The 18,241-nt window shown below is 61.9% G+C and carries 20 protein-coding genes; 15 read left to right on the top strand and 5 right to left on the bottom strand.

The features are described from left to right. Positions 1 to 3: 3 nt before the first annotated feature. The 4 genes from PR018_RS14450 to hemC are packed head-to-tail and all read right to left on the bottom strand — an operon-like array spanning position 4 to position 4,587. Entirely contained in the window at positions 4 to 1,644 is a 1,641-nt protein-coding gene (locus PR018_RS14450) for a heme biosynthesis protein HemY (RefSeq protein ID WP_142824696.1), read from the bottom strand. A 9-nt stretch (positions 1,645 to 1,653) separates the two neighbouring features. Next, positions 1,654 to 2,847 carry a COG4223 family protein gene (locus PR018_RS14445; protein WP_142824697.1) on the bottom strand — a complete coding sequence of 398 codons (1,194 nt, stop codon included), beginning with the start codon at positions 2,845 to 2,847 and terminating at the stop codon, positions 1,654 to 1,656. 60 nt (positions 2,848 to 2,907) lie between these two features. Next, positions 2,908 to 3,654 carry a uroporphyrinogen-III synthase gene (locus tag PR018_RS14440; protein WP_142824698.1) on the bottom strand — a complete coding sequence of 249 codons (747 nt, stop codon included), beginning with the start codon at positions 3,652 to 3,654 and terminating at the stop codon, positions 2,908 to 2,910. Positions 3,655 to 3,657: 3 nt separating this feature from the next. Next, entirely contained in the window at positions 3,658 to 4,587 is a 930-nt protein-coding gene (gene hemC / locus PR018_RS14435) for a hydroxymethylbilane synthase (RefSeq protein ID WP_142824699.1), read from the bottom strand. A gap of 74 nt (positions 4,588 to 4,661) precedes the next feature. On the opposite strand from hemC, the gene tsaD reads away from it, so the two are divergent. Genes tsaD through PR018_RS14410 form a run of 5 tightly spaced genes read left to right on the top strand, consistent with a single transcriptional unit; the run spans position 4,662 to position 8,158 of the window. Then, the gene (gene tsaD / locus PR018_RS14430) at positions 4,662 to 5,759 is read left to right on the top strand and encodes a tRNA (adenosine(37)-N6)-threonylcarbamoyltransferase complex transferase subunit TsaD (RefSeq protein WP_142828788.1); all 1,098 of its coding nucleotides are present in this window, start codon (positions 4,662 to 4,664) and stop codon (positions 5,757 to 5,759) included. Continuing rightward, positions 5,756 to 6,745: an NAD(P)H-dependent glycerol-3-phosphate dehydrogenase gene (locus PR018_RS14425; RefSeq protein ID WP_142824701.1), complete on the top strand. Its 990-nt coding sequence runs from the start codon at positions 5,756 to 5,758 to the stop codon at positions 6,743 to 6,745. Before tsaD ends, PR018_RS14425 begins: the two co-directional genes overlap by 4 nt. A gap of 27 nt (positions 6,746 to 6,772) precedes the next feature. After that, entirely contained in the window at positions 6,773 to 7,066 is a 294-nt protein-coding gene (locus PR018_RS14420; protein ID WP_142824702.1) for a YciI-like protein, read from the top strand. Between the two features lie 2 nt (positions 7,067 to 7,068). After that, a complete protein-coding gene (locus tag PR018_RS14415; RefSeq protein ID WP_142824703.1) occupies positions 7,069 to 7,500 on the top strand; it encodes an EVE domain-containing protein in 432 nt (143 codons plus the stop codon). Between the two features lie 7 nt (positions 7,501 to 7,507). Then, on the top strand, positions 7,508 to 8,158 hold the full coding sequence (locus PR018_RS14410; protein WP_142824704.1) for a class I SAM-dependent methyltransferase: 651 nt from the start codon (positions 7,508 to 7,510) through the stop codon (positions 8,156 to 8,158). Positions 8,159 to 8,161: 3 nt separating this feature from the next. Here the strand turns inward: PR018_RS14410 and PR018_RS14405 are convergent, their stop codons facing one another. Then, a complete protein-coding gene (locus PR018_RS14405; RefSeq protein WP_142824705.1) occupies positions 8,162 to 8,725 on the bottom strand; it encodes a hypothetical protein in 564 nt (187 codons plus the stop codon). 303 nt (positions 8,726 to 9,028) lie between these two features. Between PR018_RS14405 and sdhC the strand changes: the two genes are divergently transcribed. From sdhC to sucD, 10 genes are all read left to right on the top strand, one after another. Beyond that, a complete protein-coding gene (gene sdhC, locus PR018_RS14400; RefSeq protein ID WP_142824706.1) occupies positions 9,029 to 9,424 on the top strand; it encodes a succinate dehydrogenase, cytochrome b556 subunit in 396 nt (131 codons plus the stop codon). Between the two features lie 11 nt (positions 9,425 to 9,435). Further along, entirely contained in the window at positions 9,436 to 9,816 is a 381-nt protein-coding gene (gene sdhD / locus PR018_RS14395) for a succinate dehydrogenase, hydrophobic membrane anchor protein (RefSeq protein ID WP_142824707.1), read from the top strand. Between the two features lie 7 nt (positions 9,817 to 9,823). Beyond that, a complete protein-coding gene (gene sdhA, locus PR018_RS14390) occupies positions 9,824 to 11,680 on the top strand; it encodes a succinate dehydrogenase flavoprotein subunit (RefSeq protein ID WP_142824708.1) in 1,857 nt (618 codons plus the stop codon). A 17-nt stretch (positions 11,681 to 11,697) separates the two neighbouring features. After that, positions 11,698 to 12,477, top strand: a complete 780-nt coding sequence (locus PR018_RS14385; RefSeq protein WP_142824709.1) for a succinate dehydrogenase iron-sulfur subunit — start codon at positions 11,698 to 11,700, stop codon at positions 12,475 to 12,477. 229 nt (positions 12,478 to 12,706) lie between these two features. Continuing rightward, positions 12,707 to 13,246, top strand: a complete 540-nt coding sequence (locus PR018_RS14380) for a protease inhibitor Inh/omp19 family protein (protein ID WP_142824710.1) — start codon at positions 12,707 to 12,709, stop codon at positions 13,244 to 13,246. 47 nt (positions 13,247 to 13,293) lie between these two features. Next, positions 13,294 to 14,454, top strand: a complete 1,161-nt coding sequence (gene zapE / locus PR018_RS14375; protein ID WP_142824711.1) for a cell division protein ZapE — start codon at positions 13,294 to 13,296, stop codon at positions 14,452 to 14,454. A gap of 178 nt (positions 14,455 to 14,632) precedes the next feature. Beyond that, positions 14,633 to 15,595: a malate dehydrogenase gene (gene mdh, locus PR018_RS14370; protein WP_142824712.1), complete on the top strand. Its 963-nt coding sequence runs from the start codon at positions 14,633 to 14,635 to the stop codon at positions 15,593 to 15,595. Between the two features lie 44 nt (positions 15,596 to 15,639). After that, positions 15,640 to 16,836, top strand: coding sequence for an ADP-forming succinate--CoA ligase subunit beta (gene sucC / locus PR018_RS14365; protein ID WP_142824713.1), 1,197 nt, complete (start codon positions 15,640 to 15,642; stop codon positions 16,834 to 16,836). 4 nt (positions 16,837 to 16,840) lie between these two features. After that, positions 16,841 to 17,221, top strand: coding sequence for a hypothetical protein (locus tag PR018_RS14360; RefSeq protein WP_142824714.1), 381 nt, complete (start codon positions 16,841 to 16,843; stop codon positions 17,219 to 17,221). Continuing rightward, positions 17,221 to 18,123, top strand: coding sequence for a succinate--CoA ligase subunit alpha (sucD, locus tag PR018_RS14355; protein WP_142824715.1), 903 nt, complete (start codon positions 17,221 to 17,223; stop codon positions 18,121 to 18,123). The genes PR018_RS14360 and sucD overlap by 1 nt, the downstream gene beginning before the upstream one ends. Positions 18,124 to 18,241 lie beyond the last annotated feature (118 nt).

The following is an 18,241-nucleotide window of genomic DNA, read 5'->3' as shown; positions in this document are numbered from 1 at the left end:
TTCTTAAAAAAGCTTCAGCCGGGTCTTGGGCTCCAGATCTGCCTTTGTGGTGCGGACACCCGGATCGTCCGGGGCGCCGCCAAAGAAGGGGCGGGGCTCGGGCTTTTTCGGGCTTTCGGGTTTTGTCACGGTGACCAGCGCCGTCGATGGCTGCGTTCTGGCCGGCATGGGTTTGGCTGGCGGAGAGTTGGCTGGCAACGGTCCCGATGGCAAAGGCTTGGCTACAGCAGGTGGCTCCTGGACAGGTTGCCCGGAAACTGGAGCAGCGGCCGGGCGCAGATCCGCCAGCGGCGGCAGGTTGCGGAGCGCCGTCTCGAAAGAGGCGACCGTGCCTTCCTCGACCGGTCCTTCAAGTTGGCTGAAAGGCGACCGCCATTCGAAGGCATCGAGCTTGCCCGAGATCGGAGAAACCGGGAGCCACTTGTCGGACACGAAACCATCGGCCATCCAGGCCGGGTCGCGCGGTGCGCGCAAGGCCTGGGCGAGCCAGTGGCGGGTGCGTCCCTGGTCGCGTGTCTCGGCGTCCTCTATGTCGGCGAGCAGCATGAAGGCGCCCTCGCGGGGCTGCATGCGGGCGGCGGCTTCCGCCTTGCTGCGGGCGACAGCAAAATTGCCGGCATCGAGTGCTGCCTGCGCCGTGATCAGCAATGCTTCCACATTGTTGGGTCGCAGCGCTTCCAGCTTCTCGGCGCGTTTCAGGCGATCCAGCACACTGTCGCCGCTGCGGGCGCGAACGTAGGCGCGGCCTATTTCGGGATGGGGAGAAACCTTCCAGGCATCCTCCAGCACCGCTGCTGCCTTGCGGATCTTGTCTTCGCGAAACAGCGCCTTGGCGGCAATCAGCGCGGCAGGCACGAGATTGTCGGAAAGCTTCAGGGCGGCCAGCGCGTCGTCGCGCGCACCGGTCGGGTTGGCGTCGAGCCGGTCGGTGGCGCGTGCCGTCAGAAGCACGGCGCGCAGTCGGTTCGCCTCGTCCTTGCCGATGACCCTTGCGACCTTCTGCTGGTCGAGAAGACGGATGGCATCGTCCCAGCGGCCGGCGCGGCTGCGATATTCGAGCGTCGCCTGTGCTGCCCAAGGCAGGTAGGGCGCCTTGTCTGCAGCCTGTTCGGCATATTGCCGGGCAGCTTCATCGGCACCGAGGCGCTTGGCCTCGAGATAGAGGCCACGGAGGCCGAGTTCCCGGGTCTCCGGATCTTTGGCCATCAGCTCGAACTTGGCGCGCGCCTCGTCGTGGTTGCCTTCGATCAGCGCTGCCTGCGCCTCGAGAAGGCTGATCAGAGGTTCCTGGTCGGCGCGGATCAGGCCACGCGAACGAGCAGCCATCTTGCGGGCCAGCAGCGCATTGCCGGCGCCGGCGGCAATCAGCCCGGTCGACAATGCCTGATAGCCGCGGTCACGCTTGCGGGCCCGAAAATAGCGGCTGACGGCATGGGGCGAGGTCCAGATCATCCGCAGCAGCGACCAGACGATCATGACAGCAGCGACGATGGCGATCAGCAGGCTGGCGGCGACAATCAGCTTGGTCTGATATAGCTCGCCACCCCACATCAGCGACAGGTCGCCCGGACGATCGGCCAGCCAGGAGAAGCCGTAACCGAGTGCAAGGATCAGGACGATAAAGACAAGCAGTCTGACGATCATGTTCTTACCTCAGCTCTGCTTGCCGGCGCCGGCAATCGCCTTCGACAGGGTTTCACCGACGAGATCCTCGACCTTGATCCTGGCTTCGATCGACTGTTTGAACGCCGCCGATGCCATCTTGCCGGTTTCCGGGAGACTATTCCACTCACTGACAGCGCCCGGCAGGTCGCCGTTGCGGATCTTGTCCTCGAAGCGGGCGGCAATGGCGTCGACTCCGTCACCCTTGATATTGCCGACGGGGCGAACGGTCACCAGCGACTTGGCGCTTTCCATCAGGCGGTCGCTCCAGCCCTGGGTTTCAGCCGGCTTTTCTGTCGCACCGATGATGGTGGTGGCAACATCCGGGACCTGGCGGATCAGTTCCGCGCGCGATGGCACGCCGGTTTCGGCAAACTTGCCCAGGGTTTCCACTGTCGGGTCGTTAGGAGAGACGCCGGCAAAGGTGTCGAGTTCGGCGCGGAACGGGCCGCCGCGATCGATCGCCGCCTTGAGGCCGGCAGCAGCGATTGCCTGGGCAACGGCGACATCCTTGCCCGGGTCGTTCAGTTTCTTTTCAGCATCGTCCAGCCGCTTGCTGATGTCGGCGCCGGTCGTGGCCTGCGTCTGCGAGGTCTGCGTCAGGCTGGCCTTGAGCTGGTCGACTTCGGCCGTCAGATCGGAAATTTTCTGGGCGGAGGCGGTGTCGACGGCGCCGTTGGCGGTTGCTGCCTGCGGGTTGTTCTTTAGGGCTGTCTCGAGCGCGCCAATGCGTGCTTCCAGCGCGGCATCCGGCGTTGCTGCGGGAGAGGTGGCCAGGTTGGCGACGCTCTGCTTCAGCCCGTCGATCTCAGCGTCCAACGACGTGAATTGCTGCTTATCATTTCCGGAAGCGGCGGGCAGGACGCCTGCATATTGCAGCGCTCCGGCACCGATCAGCGCGATCAGGCCGCCGACGATGCCGGCTGCAATCAGTCCCGTGGTGCTGTTGGCGGGTGCCGTGGCTGTCGGGGCCGGTGGCTCTGTCGGCGTTGTTCCGGCGGGCTCGTATGCCGGTTCCGGCTCGGGCTGCGGCTTGATGTCCACTGTGTCCGTGGCGGAGGTGCCGATTTCGTCCTTGTGACTTTCGATCTCGGCTTCGCGGCGGTCAGCCGCGTTGGCTTCCAGATCGATCGTTACGGGCTCTTCGTCGGGCTTCGTATGATGCGGCGGATTACCGGGGATCATGGCGTCCTCATGTGATGCACTGCGAAGAAGGTAGACAGTGAAGCGGTTTATGGAAAGAGCTTAGATCAAATTAGCGCTCGGATCGGGATCGAGAAGGCCGAGCATGCTGTCTTCCTCCGGGATCTCCGCTATTTCGACCGCTGATCGCAACGGGTAGGGGACGATTGTGGCAATCGTCGCGCTCAGGCAAAGAAGTCGCGTCTTTTTCAGCTTCTCCAGATGCCTGGATACTGTAGCGAGGCCGAAAAAACGTCTGGCGGTGTGACTGGAGTAGAAGAGCACTGCATCGACAGGAACGTCGCTGAAAAGGCTCTGCAGCAGTGTTTCAGGCGGCTCTACCGGCTCCATGCGGTAGCATTCGATGCAGTCGAACGGGACGCCGTGCAGGGAAAGCTGCTTTTCGAAGCCTGACGCGCGGGGGTAGCCTGCGAGATAAGTCAGCGGACGATCACCCAACAAGAATTTCTGGCTGGCCACGAGATCGGCAAGTTCAGTGCCATCGCCTTGGGAATGGTGGACAGTGGTGAAACCGGCTGCGACTGCCTTTTCGGCGGTTGCCTTGCCGACGGCAAAGAGCGGTCGTCCGATATGTGCGGAGAGCGCCGGGCCGATGGCCTGCAATGCACGGAGCGCCTCTGCGCTGGTAACGGCAATGGCGCCGGTGGAGTTGTCCAGTGCCGCCGATGCCGCCTCGGGATCGTGGACTGCTGCCGTCAGCGGCAAGAGCAGTGCCTCATGGCCGCGCGCTTCGAGCTTTTTCGCGGTGCGCTCGCCCGATGCTGCGGGACGTGTGACGAGCACGCGCATCGGTCAGCTCCAGCTATCGAAAAAGGTCGGGCCGGCCTTGTCACGCACCGCCTCGCCGGCCGCAGCGCCAAGGGCTTCGGCATCCGAGCGCCGGCCTTCGACGGTGATGTTGTGCTCGATGCGGCCGTCCGGGGTGAGGATCATGCCGAAAAAGCGCAGGTTGTCGCCGTCGCAGGTTGCGTAGCCGGCAATCGGCGTGCGGCAGGAGCCGTCGAGCGTCGCGAGGAAGCCGCGCTCGCAGGAGACGGTGTCGAAGGTGGGGATGTCGTTGATCGGCGCCAGCAGCGCGTCGGTCCTGATGTCTCCGACCCGGCTTTCGATGGCGATTGCGCCCTGCGCCGGCGCCGGCGGAAAGGCGTCGGGGTCGAGTATCTCGGTAAGCACGTCGACCTTGCCCAGTCGCTTCAGCCCGGCCACGGCCAGAAGCGTGGCATCGGCCTGGCCTTCGTGCAACTTGCGCAGCCGCGTGTCGACTGCGCCGCGAAAGACGATGACATTGATATCCGGGCGGATGCGTCTGATCAGTGCCTGCCGGCGAAGCGATGCAGAGCCGACCGTTGCGCCCTGCGGCAATTCCATCAGGCTCGGCGCCGTGCGGCCGATCACGGCATCCCTGATATCTTCGCGCGGCAGGAAGGCGGAGAGATAGAGGCCTTCGGGCAGATTGGTGGCTATGTCCTTGGCCGAATGCACGGCAAAGTCCAGGTCCTCGGTCAAAAGCCGCAGTTCGAGTTCCTGGGTGAACAGCCCCTTGCCGCCGATTTCAGCCAGCGAACGGTCGGTAATGCGGTCGCCCATTGTCGTCATGACGACGATCTCGAACATTTCCGGGGGCAGGCCATGGGCGGCAATCAGCCGGTCTCGCGCCTCGTGGGCCTGGGCCAGCGCAAGCGGACTACCGCGTGTGCCGATCCGGAAAGGTTTCGTTTGCATCCGTATTGATCCGTTGTTACCGACAGTTCTCGTAAACAGGTTTAGACTGCACCGCAATCCGACGTTCAGGTTCCATGACGCCCTTTCTCCGCATTCTCGGCATCGAAACAAGCTGCGACGAAACCGCCGCTGCCGTTGTCGAACGCCGTTCGGACGGGCAGTGCTCTGTATTGTCCGACGTCGTTCTCAGCCAGATGGAGGAGCACAGTGCCTATGGCGGCGTGGTCCCCGAAATCGCGGCCCGCGCCCATGTCGAGGCGCTTGATACGCTTATCGAAGAAGCTTTGAAACGCGCCAATGTGTCGCTTGCCGACGTCGATGCGATTGCCGCAACGTCCGGCCCTGGCCTGATCGGTGGTCTGCTGGTCGGGTTGATGACGGCGAAGGCGATGGCGCGTGCCTCGGGCAAGCCCCTCTATGCCATCAACCATCTCGAAGGCCATGCGCTGACGGCGCGCCTGACCGATGGGCTGGCCTTTCCCTATCTGATGCTGCTGGTCTCCGGCGGCCACACGCAACTGATCCTGGTGCGCGGCGTCGGCGTCTACGAGCGCTGGGGCACGACGATCGACGATGCGCTCGGCGAAGCCTTCGACAAGACGGCCAAGCTGCTGGGCCTGCCCTATCCCGGCGGTCCGGCGGTGGAAAAGGCGGCAAAGACCGGCAATGCCGACCGGTTCGTCTTCCCCAGGCCGCTGGTCGGTGAGGCGCGGCTCGATTTTTCCTTTTCCGGCCTGAAGACTGCCGTGCGGCATGCCGCAATGGAGATCGCGCCGCTTTCGGATCAGGATATCGCCGATATCTGCGCCTCCTTCCAGAAGGCCATTTCGCGGACACTGAAGGATCGCATCGGGCGCGGGCTGCAACGCTTCAAGGCCGAGTTTCCGCAATTGTCGGATCGTCCGGCGCTGGTCGTTGCCGGCGGTGTTGCCGCCAATCTCGAATTGCGCCGGACCTTGCAGGAGCTATGCGACCAGCGGGGCTTCCGCTTCATCGCTCCGCCGCTGCATCTTTGCACCGACAATGCCGTGATGATCGCCTGGGCCGGCCTCGAGCGGATGGCAACCGGTGAACCTGCAGACGATCTCTCGGTGGCGCCGCGATCGCGCTGGCCGCTGGACGCTAATGCTGCGGCGCTGATCGGCCACGGCCGTCGGGGCGCAAAATCATGAGTGGCACGGAGCGCATCGCGGTTATCGGCGCCGGCGCCTTCGGAACGGCGCTGGCCTCCGTCATTGCCCAGGCCGGCCGCCACGAGGTGGTGCTCGTCGGCCGCGATGCGGCGCTGATGGCCAAACTTGCCGCCGAGCGCCGGCACGAAGCGGCTTTGCCCGGCATTGCGCTTCCGGGCGGTCTCACCTTTTCCGCCGAACCGGATGCGGTTTCCCATGCCGATATCGTGTTGTTTGCGATGCCCTCCCAGGCACAGGCAGATGCAGCGCGACAGTATGGAAGATACCTCTCGAAGGATGCCGTCGTCGTTACGTGTGCCAAGGGTATCGATCGTGTTTCCGGCTCGCTGTTGACGGAAATGCTGGAACGCGAATTGCCGCATCATGCCATCGCTGTACTTTCAGGCCCCGGTTTTGCCGCCGATATTGCCAAGGGCCTGCCGACGGCAATGGCTGTCGCCGCCGGGGACATGGCTGATGCCGAACGGTTGGCGCAGGCAATTTCGGGGCGGACATTCCGGCTCTATGCCTCCGATGACCGGATCGGCGTCCAGCTGGGCGGCGCGCTGAAGAACGTGCTGGCGATTGCCTGCGGCATCGTCGAAGGCCGTGGCATCGGCGATTCGGCCCGCGCGGCGCTGATCAGCCGGGGACTGGCCGAGATGTCGCGCTTCGTCGGCGCGCAGGGCGGGCAGGCGGAGACGGTGCGCGGCCTCTCCGGCCTTGGCGATCTCGTGCTGACTGCGACCAGCCACCAGTCGCGCAACTTGCGCTTCGGCATCGCGCTTGGTCGCGGCGAGCTTCGGGATCCGGCGCAGGGGGGACTGGTCGAAGGGGCGCTTGCCGCTTCCGTCGCCGTTCGGCTTGCCGCCGAACTCGGCATCGCCATGCCGATCACCGAAGCGGTTGCGGCCATTATCGACGGCACGCTCGATATTTCCGACGCCATCGAACAATTGATGACGCGGCCGATCACCACCGAATAGATCTGACCACAAAACAGGAGCAAACCCATGCTTTTCGCTTTTCTCTGCAAGGACAAACCCGACCATCTACATGTCCGCATGGACACCCGCCCTGCCCATGTCGAGCATCTGAACAAGCTGAATGACGAGGGCACGCTGAAGATGGCCGGCCCGTTCCTCGGCTCGGATGAAAAGCCCTGCGGCAGCCTGGTGATCGTCGAAGCGGCGTCGCTCGCCGATGCGCAGGCCCTGGCCGATGCCGATCCCTATGCCAAGGCCGGCCTGTTCGAAAGCGTCGAGGTCAAGCCGTTCAACTGGGTATTCAACAAGCCGGAGGCGTGATCGTGGCTCACTGGCTGTTCAAGTCCGAACCGAAGACCTGGGGCTGGCAGGCGCAGAAGGATGCGGGCGAGGCCGGCACCGAATGGACCGGCGTGCGCAACTATCTGGCGCGCAACCACATGCGGGCGATGAAGATCGGCGACAAGGGCTTTTTCTACCACTCGAACGAAGGGCTCGAGATCGTCGGTATCGTCGAGGTCTGTGCCTTGTCGCATCCGGATTCCAGCGCCAAGGGCGATCCGAAGTGGGATTGCGTCGACATCCGCGCCGTCTGCGATATGCCGAAGCCGGTGACGCTGAAGGATGTCAAGGCGAGCGAGAAGCTGGCGAAAATGTCGCTGGTGACCTCGATGCGGCTGTCCGTGCAGCCGGTCACCGACGAGGAATATCTGGAGGTCTGCCGGATGGGCGGCCTCGACAATCCGCCCCGCTGAGCCGCGAGTGAAGACCGAGCCGGAAGCTTTTATCCGCGCTAACACCGATGTGCTGGCGCCGCCGCATGTGCCTGAGATCCGGCTGCATCTGGCGAGCGAAGCCCATGACCTCTGGCTGAAGACCGAGGAGGAGCTGCAGGAGATCGGCCTGCCACCACCGTTCTGGGCCTTTGCCTGGGCGGGAGGCCAGGGCCTGGCGCGTTTCGTGCTCGATAACCCCGATGTCGTCGCCGGCAAGCGTGTGGTGGATTTTGCCAGTGGATCGGGGCTGGTGGCCATTGCCGCCGCACATGCGGGTGCTGCAAAGGTGCTGGCGGTGGATATCGATCCGTGGGCGGAAACGGCAGTGCGGCTGAATGCTGCGGAAAATCGGGCCGATATCGGGTTTTCCGGCGATGATATCGTCGGCCTTCCCGTCGACGCGGACGTGCTGCTCGCTGGCGACGTGTTCTACGATCGCGAATTTGCAGACCGGCTCGTCCCCTGGCTATCGGCACTCACCTCCCGGGGCATCGTCGTTCTCGTCGGCGATCCCGGGCGAGCCTACCTGCCGAAAGCGGGTCTCACATTCCAGGCGACCTATGAAGTGCCGGTCACGCGCGCCCTCGAGGACAGCGACATCAAGAAGACGACCGTGTGGCGGTTCTCCGCAGACTGACGATCAGGGCCTGATGACGCAGACGCCGTTTTCGTAGGCGCAGCCGTTGCGCGTGCGGGCGACATCGATGATTTTTGCGCGCGGCGCCATGACAGGGGCGCTTGACCCGGTGTAGCCGCCGTCGCCATAGCCGGTGATATAGGTGCCGCCATTGGCATGGTAGACATCGACCGAGCCGGCGTAATTACTGATGAAATTATAGTCCGGCTGACGGCGCTCGATAACGGCGATGCCACCGCCACGCCGCGTCGAAAAATCCCGGGACGCCAGCATCCGGAAATGGTTTCTACGCATGTGCCCGTCGGTAAATTGGCGCTCGGGCGCATGGCTGCGATAACCGCTGGGATCGAAACGGCTGTGTTCATGGCCCTGGCGCGGGCTGCGATCGTCGGCGTAGAAGCGGTGTCCACCGGCCTCGCGGTTCCGAAAGCCGGAGGCGTGCGCTCCCTGATGGAAAATGGTCCGGCCGTGGCCGTGGTAGTCGTTCGCCAGAACAGGCAACGCCAGGGTTCCGCTCAGTGCTGCTGCGCCAAGGATCGTACCGATTCGCGAGAAAACACCAGGCATGCCGGCCTCCGGACAAATAACCGTTAACAAAAAGTTAAGGAAGAGTGCCGGAAGTGGAAGACCAAGTCCACGCAGCGGGCGACAAATCCACCCGGATGGTTAACTCGCAAGAGAGTAATACGGCGAAATCGGCGTGTGGATGACGTCAATCGATTAAATTTTCTATGGACTGCAATAGTGCTTGTCGGCAGGCATTTCGGTGATTAAACCACGCGACTGATGCAACGCACATAGGACTTTGTCATTCGTGTGTTGCCCGGGATTGCCCGCATTGGAAGCGCATCGTAACGCCGCGAGGTCTTGATGGCGAACGTCACACATAATCGGCCTATATCGCCGCATCTTCAAATCTACAAACTCATCCCGACCATGGCCATGTCGATCATCCATCGCATTACCGGTGGAGCGCTCTACGTCGGCACGCTTTTGGTCGTCTGGTGGCTTGTCGCCGCCGCGTCGGGCCAGTTTTATTTCGACTGGGCCAACTGGTTTCTCGGCACGATCATCGGCCGGCTGATCCTGCTTGGCTATACTTGGGCGCTGCTGCACCACATGCTCGGCGGCTTCCGCCATTTTATGTGGGATCTCGGCCATGGTTTCGAGAAGCATTTTTCCACCAAGCTGGCGATCGCCAATCTGATCGGTTCGCTCTGTCTCACCGCCATCGTCTGGGCTGTTGCCCTGGCGATGCGTTTCTGAGGGTTCTGGTCATGGATATGCGCACCCCTCTCAGCCGCGTTCGCGGTCTCGGTTCGGCCAAGGACGGCACGGAGCATTTCTGGCGCCAGCGGCTGACGGCCGTCGCCAACGTGCCGTTGTTTATCTTCTTCGTCGTCTTCCTGATGATTTACGCCGGCGCACCTTATGCTGTTGTCGTGCACGCGCTGTCGAACCCGTTTGTCGCCGTGATCTTCGCGCTGATGGTGATTTCGGGCGTGATCCACATGCGGCTCGGCATGCAGGTGATCATCGAGGACTACGTCCATGGCGAAGTCGGCAAACTCGTCTTGCTGATGCTCAACACGTTCTTTTCGATCGTCGTCGCTGGGCTCTGTCTCTTCGCCATTCTGAAAATCGCGTTCGTAGGATAATTGCATCATGGCACCAACCTCACCCAATCAGAATGGGCCCGAACGGACCGGCAAGGACTACAAGTACGTCGATCACTCCTATGACGTGATCGTCGTCGGTGCCGGCGGCGCGGGTCTCCGCGCCACGCTCGGCATGGCCGAACAGGGCTTCAAGACCGCCTGCATCACCAAGGTATTCCCGACCCGCTCGCACACGGTGGCCGCTCAAGGCGGTATCGCTGCGTCGCTGCGCAACATGACGCCGGACAGCTGGCAGTGGCATCTCTACGACACCGTCAAGGGCTCCGACTGGCTCGGCGACGTCGATGCCATGCAGTATCTGACGATGGAAGCGCCTAAGGCCGTTTACGAACTCGAGCATTACGGCGTCCCCTTCTCGCGCAACGAGGAAGGCAAGATCTACCAGCGGCCGTTTGGCGGCCACATGCAGAATTACGGCGAGGGCCCGCCCGTGCAGCGCACCTGTGCTGCTGCCGACCGCACCGGCCACGCTATCCTGCACACGCTTTACGGACAGTCGCTGAAGCACAACGCCGAATTCTTTATCGAATACTTCGCCCTCGACCTGATCATGTCGGAAGACGGCTCGAAGTGCATCGGCGTCATGGCCTGGTGCCTCGACGATGGAACCATCCATCGCTTCTCCGCCAAGATGGTGGTGCTTGCGACCGGCGGGTACGGCCGTGCCTATTTCTCGGCAACGTCCGCCCATACCTGCACCGGCGACGGCGGCGGCATGGTGGCGCGTGCCGGCCTGCCGCTGCAGGACATGGAGTTCGTGCAGTTTCATCCGACCGGCATCTACGGCGCCGGCTGTCTCATCACCGAAGGGGCGCGCGGCGAAGGCGGCTATCTCGTCAATTCGGAAGGCGAGCGCTTCATGGAGCGCTATGCTCCATCAGCCAAGGACCTTGCCTCGCGCGACGTCGTATCGCGCTGCATGACGCTGGAAATCCGCGAGGGGCGTGGCGTCGGCAAGAACAAGGACCACATCTACCTGCACCTCGACCACCTCGATCCGGCTGTTCTCAACGAGCGCCTGCCCGGTATCTCGGAATCGGCAAAGATCTTTGCCGGCGTCGACGTGACGCGCGAGCCGATCCCGGTCCTGCCGACGGTGCACTACAACATGGGCGGCATCCCGACGAACTACTGGGGCGAAGTGCTGAATGCGGACAGTGAAAATCCGGAACGCATCCTTCCGGGCCTCATGGCTGTCGGAGAAGCCGGCTGCGCATCGGTTCATGGCGCCAATCGCCTTGGCTCCAATTCGCTGATCGACCTCGTCGTCTTCGGACGTGCTGCTGCCATCCGCGCTGCCGAAGTCATCGATCGCGCTGCGCCAATCCCTCAGCTCAACCTGGCTGCCTGCGAAAAGATCATGGATCGCTTCGACAAGCTGCGGTTCTCCAATGGTCATACACCGACATCGGTGCTGCGCGAAAAGATGCAGCATGCCATGCAGGACGACGCTGCCGTATTCCGTACGCAGGAATCGCTGGCCTCGGGCTGCGAGCGCATGTCGGCGATCTGGAAGGAGCTTTCTGACGTAAAGGTCACCGACCGTTCGTTGATCTGGAACTCCGATCTGGTCGAGACGCTCGAACTGCACAATCTGATGGCCAACGCGATCACCACGATCTACGGCGCGGAAGCCCGTAAGGAAAGCCGCGGATCGCATGCACGGGAAGACTTCACCGACGGTCCGTTCGGCGGCCGTGACGACGTCAACTGGCGCAAGCACACGCTCTCCTGGGTCAACGACTCAGGCGAAGTGAAACTCGACTACCGTCCGGTTCACACCGAACTGATCGCCGAAGGCATGGATCCGCAGAAGATCGAGCCGAAGGCGCGTGTGTATTGATTTGAGAGGAACTGGACATGGTTGAACTCGCTCTCCCCAAGAACTCTCAGATGCGCGAAGGCAAGGTCTGGCCGAAGCCGCAGGGTGCGACGAACACCCGCGAACTGCGGATCTATCGCTGGAGCCCAGACGACGGTCAGAACCCGAGCATCGATACCTTCTACATCGATGTCGACGACTGCGGGCCGATGGTGCTGGATGCCCTGCTTTACATCAAGAACAACATCGACCCGACGCTGACGCTGCGCCGCTCCTGTCGCGAGGGGATCTGTGGCTCCTGCGCCATGAACATCGACGGAACCAATACACTCGCCTGCACCAAGGGGCTGGACGAGGTGAAGGGTACCGTCAAGGTCTATCCGCTGCCGCACCTTCCTGTGGTGAAAGACCTGGTTCCTGACCTGACGAACTTCTATGCCCAGCACCGCTCGATCGAGCCTTGGCTGAAGACCGTATCGCCGGAGCCTGCGAAGGAATGGAAGCAGAGCCATGACGACCGCCAGAAGCTGGACGGTCTTTACGAGTGCATCCTGTGTGCCTGCTGCTCGGCCTCCTGTCCGAGCTACTGGTGGAACGGCGACCGGTATCTCGGTCCAGCCGTCCTGCTGCAGGCATATCGCTGGCTGATCGATTCGCGCGATGAGGCCACCGGTGAACGCCTCGACAATCTGGAAGATCCATTCCGGCTTTATCGTTGCCACACGATCATGAATTGCGCCCAGACATGCCCGAAGGGCCTGAATCCGGCCAAGGCGATTGCCGAGATCAAGAAGATGATGGTCGAGCGGCGCGTCTAGTCGCTTACTCTCACGATCGCGCTACAAGCCGCCCTCATGTTGATATGAGGGCGTCTTTCGTTCAGACGTCTGGAAAAATGCGCCAAATTTGTCCCATGACTGCGGCAAGGGCAGCAGCCCGCGACAATTTCTCCTTGTGCTCACTTGATTCATCAATGCCTTTCACGATAATTCCGCCGTGATTGCGCGCCAACGTCGGGGCAGGCTGGGCTATTTCAGGAGTTTCCTAATGCGATTCAAATATGCTGCGACGGCTGCAGTTATCGGTGTAGCGCTGGCTGGTTGCCAGCGGACGGGTTACAACAACGATTATGGCTCCGCTTCGCCAGCCTATTCTCCACCGCCGATCCAGGCCGCGCCCGTCGGGCAGGTCCAGTCCAGCCAGCTTCCATCCCCGACCGGTACCGGCTCGCAGTTTCCAGCCCCTCCGTCGGCAAACCCGGGTGCTGGCGCGCCGCAGCAGAATGCAGCGCTTGCCGCCTCCGGCCTCGATGTTACCAAGGAATCGATGGTCGGTAGCTGGAAGGTCGGCAACGGCGGTACAAGCTGCGACATGTTCCTGACACTCACCAATCTCGGCAGCGGATCGCGCGGCGGCACACGTGGCTGCGTCGGCGAACTGACGACGATGGGATCCTGGGAAGTGGCCGGCAAGCAGGTCGTTCTCAAGGACCGCAGCGGCAACCAGCTGGGTTCGGTTTACAAGACGGCCGACTCGCGCTTCACCGGCACCACGGCCTCTGGCCAGCCGATCACGCTTAGCCGCTAGGTCTGCGGCCCACCGGCCATCTTTCGACGCGCGAGGCGAATCTCTCCATGCAGCCTATGCCTGACTACTCGATCAGCGTGAGCGAAAAGTTGAAATCGCTGACGGCTTCCGGTTCGCTGCAGGTGGATGCAGCGCAGATGGATGTTGCAAAACATCTCGACCGGGTGCTGGCCGCTCTCAAGCAGCGGCGGCCGGCTGCGAAGTCCAGCGCGCTCGGATGGCTGTTTGCGGCGCGCAAGAAGCCCGAGCCGATCCGTGGCCTCTACATTCACGGCAGCGTCGGGCGCGGCAAGACGATGCTGATGGACATGTTCTTCGCCATGGCACCGTCCAAGAAGAAGCGGCGGGCGCATTTCCACGAGTTCATGGCCGACGTCCACAACCGCATCGCGGCCCATCGGCTGAAGATCAAGAACGGCGACACGAAGCTTTCCGACCCGGTTCCGCCTGTCGCCGCCGATCTGTTTGCCGAGGCGGAGCTGTTGTGCTTCGACGAATTCAGCGTCACCGACATCGCCGATGCGATGATCCTGTCGCGGCTGTTTTCAGAACTGTTCTCGCTCGGCTGCGTTCTTGTCACCACGTCCAACGTCGAGCCGGATAACCTTTACCGCGAGGGGCTCAATCGTTCGTTGTTCACGCCGTTCATCACGCTTTTGAAGACTTATGTCGACGTGGTGACGCTGGATTCGCCGACCGATTACCGCATGGAGAAGGACGACAGTCAGCCTGTCTACCTGACGCCGCTCAACGCCGAGACCGACAAGGCGATGGATGCAGCCTGGGCGCGGGCGCTTCACGGCCGCACGGCACAGCCAGTCGAGATCCAGAGAAAGGGCCGGACCGTCCATGTGCCGGCTGCCGTCGACAGGCTGGCGCGGTTTTCATTCGCCGATCTCTGCGAGGCGCCGCTAGGAGCCGGAGATTTTCTCGCCATAGCTGCCCGTTTCGACACGATCTTCATCGACCGCATTCCGGAGCTCGGGCCGGAAAAACGCAACCAGACCAAGCGTTTCATCATTCTCATCGATACGCTTTACGATCACGCCATCCATGTGACGATCTCCGCAGCCGCGATGCCGGAGGCACTTCTCGTGCAGCGCCGTGGAACCGAGGGTTTTGAATTCGACCGCACGGCCTCACGCCTTTTCGAGATGCGAAGCGCCGAGTATCTCGCCCAGATTCGATCGAAGTCAGCGGCCGAATAACGATATGGTGACAATAATTCTTACGTTTACGTAAGAGTTTTTCTATCTAACCGATTGAATTTTAACGTCACAAAATAATCAATTGCCATTTTTGGCCGTTGGGTCTATGCGATTGGCGGCCGTGGTCGATGCTTCAAAGTGTCGCGCCATCGTTTTCGATCGCAAAGGATATCCCGAAATGGCGCGTAACAAAATCGCACTCATTGGTTCTGGCATGATTGGTGGCACGCTGGCGCATCTCGCCAGCTTGAAGGAGCTGGGCGACATCGTCCTCTTCGACATCGCGGACGGCATTCCACAGGGCAAAGGCCTTGATATTTCCCAGTCTTCGCCGGTCGAAGGCTTTGACGTCAACCTAACCGGCGCCAGCGACTACTCGGCGATCGAGGGTGCTGATGTCTGCATCGTCACCGCCGGTGTCGCTCGCAAGCCGGGCATGAGCCGCGACGATCTGCTCGGCATCAACCTCAAGGTGATGGAGCAGGTAGGCGCCGGCATCAAGAAGTATGCCCCGAACGCTTTCGTCATCTGCATCACCAACCCGCTCGACGCGATGGTCTGGGCCCTGCAGAAGTTTTCCGGCCTGCCGGCCAACAAGGTCGTCGGCATGGCGGGCGTCCTCGACTCGTCGCGCTTCCGCCTCTTCCTCGCCAAGGAATTCAACGTGTCCGTCCAGGACGTCACGGCCTTCGTGCTCGGTGGCCACGGCGACACGATGGTGCCGCTGGCGCGCTACTCGACGGTCGGCGGCATTCCGCTGACGGACCTCGTCACCATGGGCTGGGTCACCAAGGAGCGCCTCGAGGAGATCATCCAGCGCACCCGTGATGGCGGCGCCGAAATCGTCGGCCTGCTCAAGACCGGTTCGGCTTATTACGCTCCTGCTGCCTCTGCCATCGAAATGGCTGAGTCCTACCTCAAGGACAAGAAGCGCGTGCTGCCTTGCGCCGCGTATCTTTCCGGCCAGTACGGCGTCAACGACATGTATGTCGGCGTGCCGACTGTCATCGGTGCCGGCGGCATTGAGCGGATCATCGAGATCGACATGAACAAGGCTGAAAAAGAAGCCTTCGACAAGTCGGTCGCTGCCGTCGCCGGTCTCTGCGAAGCCTGCATCAACATCGCGCCTTCGCTAAAATAAGTTTGGCGCTGAAATAAGCGTCGCGTTCCAATAGGGATAGATCCATGAATATTCATGAATATCAGGCCAAGGCTCTGCTGAAGAGCTTTGGTGCACCGGTGGCAGAAGGTGTTGCCATCTTCAACGCATCGGAAGCCGAGGCAGCCGTCAAGCAGCTTCCGGGCCCGCTCTACGTCGTCAAGAGCCAGATCCATGCCGGCGGTCGCGGCAAGGGCAAGTTCAAGGAACTGCCGCCGGAAGCCAAGGGCGGCGTTCGTCTCGCAAAGTCGCTCGAGGAAGTCCAGGCTTTCGTCAAGGACATGCTCGGCAACACGCTGGTGACAGCCCAGACCGGTGAAGCCGGCAAGCAGGTCAATCGCCTCTACATCGAAGACGGCGCCGACATCGACCGCGAGCTTTACCTCTCCATCCTGGTCGACCGTGCCGTTGGCCAGGTCTCCTTCGTCGTTTCGACCGAAGGCGGCATGGACATCGAGACCGTCGCCCACGACACGCCGGAAAAGATCATCAACGTCGCAATCAATCCGACGACGGGCGTCACGGCGGCAGACGTCGCCAAGCTCAGCGATGCGCTGAAGCTCGAAGGCGAAGCTCGCCAGGACGCTGAAAAGCTGTTCCCGATCCTCTACAAGGCCTTCGTCGAAACCGACATGGCCCTGCTCGAAGTCAACCCGCTGATCGTCATGACCAACGGCCGCCTGCGCGTCCTCGACGCCAAGGTATCGTTCGACGGCAACGCGCTGTTCCGCCATGAAGACATCGTTGCGCTGCGCGACACCAGCGAGGAAGACGAGAAGGAAATCGCCGCTTCCAAGTACGATCTGGCCTACGTTGCCCTTGATGGTAACATCGGCTGCATGGTCAATGGCGCCGGTCTCGCCATGGCCACCATGGACATCATCAAATTGTATGGCGCAGAGCCTGCCAACTTCCTCGACGTCGGCGGTGGCGCGACGAAGGAAAAGGTTACGGCAGCCTTCAAGATCATCACGGCCGATCCTGCCGTGAAGGGCATCCTGGTCAACATCTTCGGCGGCATCATGAAGTGTGATGTCATTGCCGAAGGCGTTCTGGCTGCCGTCAAGGAAGTCGGTCTGCAGGTCCCGCTCGTTGTCCGCCTCGAAGGCACCAACGTTGCGCTTGGCAAGAAGATCATCAACGAGAGCGGTCTCAATGTCATTTCCGCCGACGACCTGGACGATGCCGCCCAGAAGATCGTCGCAGCCGTGAAAGCAGCTTAAAACCATGGCCAAATCCCCGAAGAACCCCAATCGCCAGCCTTTCGGCCCGAACGAGACAGATGCCAATCTGTGCTACTTCGTCTGCTGGGACAGCGAATACGACAGCGAAGACGGCACGGCCGAGCGTTGGGCGCATTTCACGCACAACGATGACGCGCAGGCCTACTTTGCCGAGAAGATCAAGGATGCAGACCTCTTCGTCTGGAAGGGCGAGCTGGGCATTTCCCAGGTCGACCAGCACTATGACTGGTTCCGTACCCAGTGGTCCAAGAACCTCGAAGCGCACCTGACGCAAAAGTCGGCCGCCGGCAAAGGCTACCGCTTTTCCAATGACGCCTTTGAAGCATTCGATCCCCTCGAGTTCGAGGAAGAGGAAGACAACTGATGTCCATTCTGATTAACAAAGACACCAAGATCCTGGTTCAGGGTCTGACCGGCAAGACCGGCACGTTCCACACGGAACAGGCGCTCGCCTACCACGGCACCAAGATGGTCGGCGGTATCAACCCGAAGAAGGGTGGCGAGACCTGGAGCGGTTCGGCCGGCGAATCCCTGCCGATTTTTGCAACCGTTGCCGAAGGCAAGGAAGCAACTGGCGCCGACGCATCGGTCATCTACGTGCCGCCAGCCGGCGCTGCCGCGGCCATCCTCGAAGCCATCGAAGCCGAGATCCCGCTGATCGTCTGCATCACGGAGGGCATCCCGGTTGCCGACATGATCAAGGTCAAGGCTCGCCTCGACGCCTCCAAGTCGCGCCTCATCGGCCCGAACTGCCCAGGCGTGATGACGCCTGACGAATGCAAGATCGGCATCATGCCGGGCTCGATCTTCAAGAAGGGCTCCGTCGGCGTCCTGTCGCGCTCCGGCACGCTGACCTACGAAGCCGTTTTCCAGACGACCAACGAAGGCCTCGGCCAGACCACGGCTGTCGGCATCGGTGGCGACCCGGTCAAGGGCACCGAGTTCATCGACATCCTGGAAATGTTCCTCGCAGACGAAGAAACCAAGTCGATCATCATGATCGGCGAAATCGGCGGTTCGGCTGAAGAGGACGCGGCGCAGTTCATCAAGGACGAGGCCAAGCGTGGTCGCTCCAAGCCAATGGTCGGCTTCATCGCTGGCCGCACGGCCCCTCCCGGACGCACCATGGGCCATGCCGGCGCCGTGATCTCTGGCGGCAAGGGTGGCGCGGAAGACAAGATCGCTGCGATGGAAGCCGCAGGCATCCGTGTATCGCCGTCTCCGGCCCGCCTCGGCAAGACGCTGGTTGAAGTCCTCAAGGGCTGATCCGATATAGAAGGGCAGGGACATCAGCCCCTGCCCATTTCGATTTCAGGGCATCTGCCCGAAATGACTGCCGCCACTGGCGGATGAAAATTGAAATGCGGCCGCCGGAAATGACCGG

This window comes from Rhizobium rhododendri (genome assembly GCF_007000325.2).
In the GTDB taxonomy this organism is placed as follows: Bacteria; Pseudomonadota; Alphaproteobacteria; order Rhizobiales; family Rhizobiaceae; genus Rhizobium; species Rhizobium rhododendri.
Note: the sequence above shows the minus strand (reverse complement) of the source record. Positions and strands in the feature narration are given on the sequence as shown.

Excerpts from the sequence above, each read along its gene's own strand:
- PR018_RS14450 (WP_142824696.1), bottom strand. The coding sequence starts at position 1,644 with ATGATCGTCAGACTGCTTGTCTTTATCGTCCTGATCCTTGCACTCGGT.
- PR018_RS14385 (WP_142824709.1), top strand. The coding sequence starts at position 11,698 with ATGGTTGAACTCGCTCTCCCCAAGAACTCTCAGATGCGCGAAGGCAAG.
- sdhD (WP_142824707.1), top strand. The coding sequence starts at position 9,436 with ATGGATATGCGCACCCCTCTCAGCCGCGTTCGCGGTCTCGGTTCGGCC.
- sdhA (WP_142824708.1), top strand. The coding sequence starts at position 9,824 with ATGGCACCAACCTCACCCAATCAGAATGGGCCCGAACGGACCGGCAAG.
- PR018_RS14420 (WP_142824702.1), top strand. The coding sequence starts at position 6,773 with ATGCTTTTCGCTTTTCTCTGCAAGGACAAACCCGACCATCTACATGTC.
- hemC (WP_142824699.1), bottom strand. The coding sequence starts at position 4,587 with ATGCAAACGAAACCTTTCCGGATCGGCACACGCGGTAGTCCGCTTGCG.
- sucC (WP_142824713.1), top strand. The coding sequence starts at position 15,640 with ATGAATATTCATGAATATCAGGCCAAGGCTCTGCTGAAGAGCTTTGGT.
- PR018_RS14425 (WP_142824701.1), top strand. The coding sequence starts at position 5,756 with ATGAGTGGCACGGAGCGCATCGCGGTTATCGGCGCCGGCGCCTTCGGA.
- PR018_RS14405 (WP_142824705.1), bottom strand. The coding sequence starts at position 8,725 with ATGCCTGGTGTTTTCTCGCGAATCGGTACGATCCTTGGCGCAGCAGCA.
- zapE (WP_142824711.1), top strand. The coding sequence starts at position 13,294 with ATGCAGCCTATGCCTGACTACTCGATCAGCGTGAGCGAAAAGTTGAAA.
- tsaD (WP_142828788.1), top strand. The coding sequence starts at position 4,662 with ATGACGCCCTTTCTCCGCATTCTCGGCATCGAAACAAGCTGCGACGAA.
- PR018_RS14440 (WP_142824698.1), bottom strand. The coding sequence starts at position 3,654 with ATGCGCGTGCTCGTCACACGTCCCGCAGCATCGGGCGAGCGCACCGCG.
- sdhC (WP_142824706.1), top strand. The coding sequence starts at position 9,029 with ATGGCGAACGTCACACATAATCGGCCTATATCGCCGCATCTTCAAATC.
- PR018_RS14445 (WP_142824697.1), bottom strand. The coding sequence starts at position 2,847 with ATGATCCCCGGTAATCCGCCGCATCATACGAAGCCCGACGAAGAGCCC.
- sucD (WP_142824715.1), top strand. The coding sequence starts at position 17,221 with ATGTCCATTCTGATTAACAAAGACACCAAGATCCTGGTTCAGGGTCTG.
- PR018_RS14380 (WP_142824710.1), top strand. The coding sequence starts at position 12,707 with ATGCGATTCAAATATGCTGCGACGGCTGCAGTTATCGGTGTAGCGCTG.
- mdh (WP_142824712.1), top strand. The coding sequence starts at position 14,633 with ATGGCGCGTAACAAAATCGCACTCATTGGTTCTGGCATGATTGGTGGC.
- PR018_RS14360 (WP_142824714.1), top strand. The coding sequence starts at position 16,841 with ATGGCCAAATCCCCGAAGAACCCCAATCGCCAGCCTTTCGGCCCGAAC.